General features: G+C 42.8%; 3 protein-coding genes. 1 reads left to right on the top strand and 2 read right to left on the bottom strand.

All coding sequences use genetic code 11. The features are described from left to right. Positions 1–378 precede the first annotated feature (378 nt). A complete protein-coding gene (locus V7K69_RS01280) occupies positions 379–810 on the bottom strand; it encodes a hypothetical protein (RefSeq protein WP_335030724.1) in 432 nt (143 codons plus the stop codon). A gap of 50 nt (positions 811–860) precedes the next feature. On the opposite strand from V7K69_RS01280, the gene V7K69_RS01275 reads away from it, so the two are divergent. Then, positions 861–1,100 carry a hypothetical protein gene (locus V7K69_RS01275; protein ID WP_335030723.1) on the top strand — a complete coding sequence of 80 codons (240 nt, stop codon included), beginning with the start codon at positions 861–863 and terminating at the stop codon, positions 1,098–1,100. An 18-nt stretch (positions 1,101–1,118) separates the two neighbouring features. Here V7K69_RS01275 and V7K69_RS01270 read toward each other — a convergent pair whose 3' ends face one another. Further along, complete coding sequence (locus V7K69_RS01270; RefSeq protein WP_335030722.1) at positions 1,119–2,474, bottom strand: cytochrome P450; 1,356 nt, start codon at positions 2,472–2,474, stop codon at positions 1,119–1,121. Between the last annotated feature and the right edge of the window lies 1 nt (position 2,475).

Below are 2,475 nucleotides of genomic sequence, written 5' to 3'. Positions count from 1 at the left end.
TGAGTTCAAGCTCCAATTGCCTTTAATTTTGAATTAATAATTTTGAATTTTGAATTGCTGCTTGACAGTGCTTATCTACTCTTGTGCAGAAGGTGGAGATCAAGATTCACTTGCATTGATACTGTCAAGCGACCAATTATTTTCTGAAAATGGGGACGCATAATCTGCGACTCGCTCCCATCCCCACTTATAAGCAGTATCGAATGGCACTAAGAAAAGCTGAAACTTCCTTGCTGGCAGGGTGTGGGAGGTGTGGGAGGACGGGGAAGAAGTCTTACCCCCCACACTCCCCACACTCCCCCCTCTCCCCCCTCTCCCCACACTTCCCACACTCAAAAGCCAGTTAAATCATGGGTTTGCGCTTATCTTAGTGCCATTCTAAGCAGTATCAACTAGAATTTCTTTCCCATTTCGGAACTTAATAAATTCCTGCCCGTGGTCGTCAAATATATCTGCAACCAGTTGATTACGTTCGTCGTAACCCCACATATCCACTGCTGCCCTCCACCAGCGCTTTCCGGGGGAAAGCAACTGTTCAAGTTCCAAATACTCCGGTTTCCAGTACTTGGTACGCCATTGATTTACGAGTGCCTCGATTAGTATCGCAGTTGGGTAGATCGGCTTCAGGTTTTCTTCGAGCCAGAGTATGTAAACGATCGCGCTCCTGAAAGCATCTTCTAAACCATAGCTTGCTGCTTCTAGAGTGTCTTGGAGTTGCTCGTCATTAAAATTTACGCCGAGCGACCGTAGGGCTGGAGCGTATAAATCAAACAATTCTTGTTCTACTGAATCGGCAGACCAGAACCACATAAGAAAAAGAAAACTCCTGCTGGGTGGCTAAATAAAATTTAGCATTTAGCGTGGGAAGTGTTGATATGGGGACTTTTAGCGATCGCAAATCAAACTCAGGGCAGGTAGAACAGGGTTATTCTGCTTTGTTGTTAGTTGAAAACTCGGTTTCGGGTCTAGAAGTCAAAGCCGTTGATGAAGGCGAAGGTTCCATCACACCCGTGCCAAATGCTGAAAAATGGTCACATGAGGCGAAGGCACTTGTTCCGCCGTGTCTGTCACTCAAAATGAATGATGAATATCTACTTTAGCAATACGATTTCAAACTGTTAGCCTTCGCGCCTCCAAAACTTTACTTTCAAACCATCCCTCGGACGAGAAAATGGTAGTACTAAGCGTTCTAGATTTTGTCCAGGAAGTATTTCCCATTCATAGTCACGAATCAAGAGTACGGCAAACAGTTTCATTTCTAGCCGAGCAAACTCTTTACCTAAACATTCTCGAATACCACCACCAAAAGGAATATAGCTTCCAACCCTTTGTTTGTCTTGAGTGGATTCAGATGCAAAACGTTGTGGGTCAAATTGTTGAGATTGAGCGTAAACATTCTCGTCTTGATGAGTTTCCTGAATTTGGTAAAATACGTCCCAGCCTTGGGGGATACGGTATCCAGCAAACTCACTTTCCTTAAGTACTTTACGCGAACCGCTACGAACGACTGGAGGCAGTATTCGTAGGACTTCCTTTAGCACAAGCTCTAGATAGGTCATTTGCTTAAGACATTCTGGTGTCAGCAGTTGTGCGTGTCCAATTTTCGCTTGTTCTAAACGTGCTGTTTGCCACACCTGTGGATGTTGAGCTAACAATAAACATAAGGAAGTTAGTGCTGAAGTTAAAGTTTCGTGTCCAGCAACAAGCATTGCTAACACATTATCTTTCACATCCTCAATACTCAGACGATTCCCTTCTTCATCTTGTGCCTGTAATAAAATTCCTAGAACATCTTGATGGGGAATAGACTGTTTTTGACGTTGAACAATTAACTGATCAAATTGAACAAGAAGCTGCTCTCGCGCACGAACTGCACGAGTAAACTTGCTTAAAGGAAATCGAATCGGAATAGATAATAGTCCATTACTCCAAGCCTCGTAAACTTTCTCTAAGTTCTCATTTGCGGCATTATCAACACCTATAAACAACTTACAGGCAATATCAAGTGTGTATTTTTTCAGTTCAGGATACCAAGCTAAAGTTTTCATCTCTTCCCATTTATGCAGATAACGATGGGTCAACTGTTCCATCGTTTTGGCATAATCAGCTAACGCTCTTGGCTCAAAGGACTTGAATAACTGTTTACGAAGTTTTTGGTGAGCAGTACCTGTCTTGACTCCAATTGAGTTGGCTCCTAGTAGCACCTCGAAGCTTGTAGTATTAGTCATCTCAAATCGCTGACTTTCATTAGTGAATAGAAAACGTGTGGCATCTTCCCCAATTAAGACAATCGTTGGGCGACCAAATAGATGGGTTTTGAAGACTGATCCATATTGCTTTTGTCGCTGCCCAATAAAACGTGCTGGCTCTTGCAAATAACTAACTTGAGTTTGGACTAATTTGCATTTAGCAGCAATGAATAGAAGACAAGAGAAAGTTACCCAACTTCTTTTAGGGGCTGAGTTAAGTGGAATC

The organism is Nostoc sp., assembly GCF_036917775.1.
GTDB lineage: Bacteria > Cyanobacteriota > Cyanobacteriia > Cyanobacteriales > Nostocaceae > Nostoc.
This window is presented reverse-complemented; position numbering and strand designations above follow the sequence as displayed.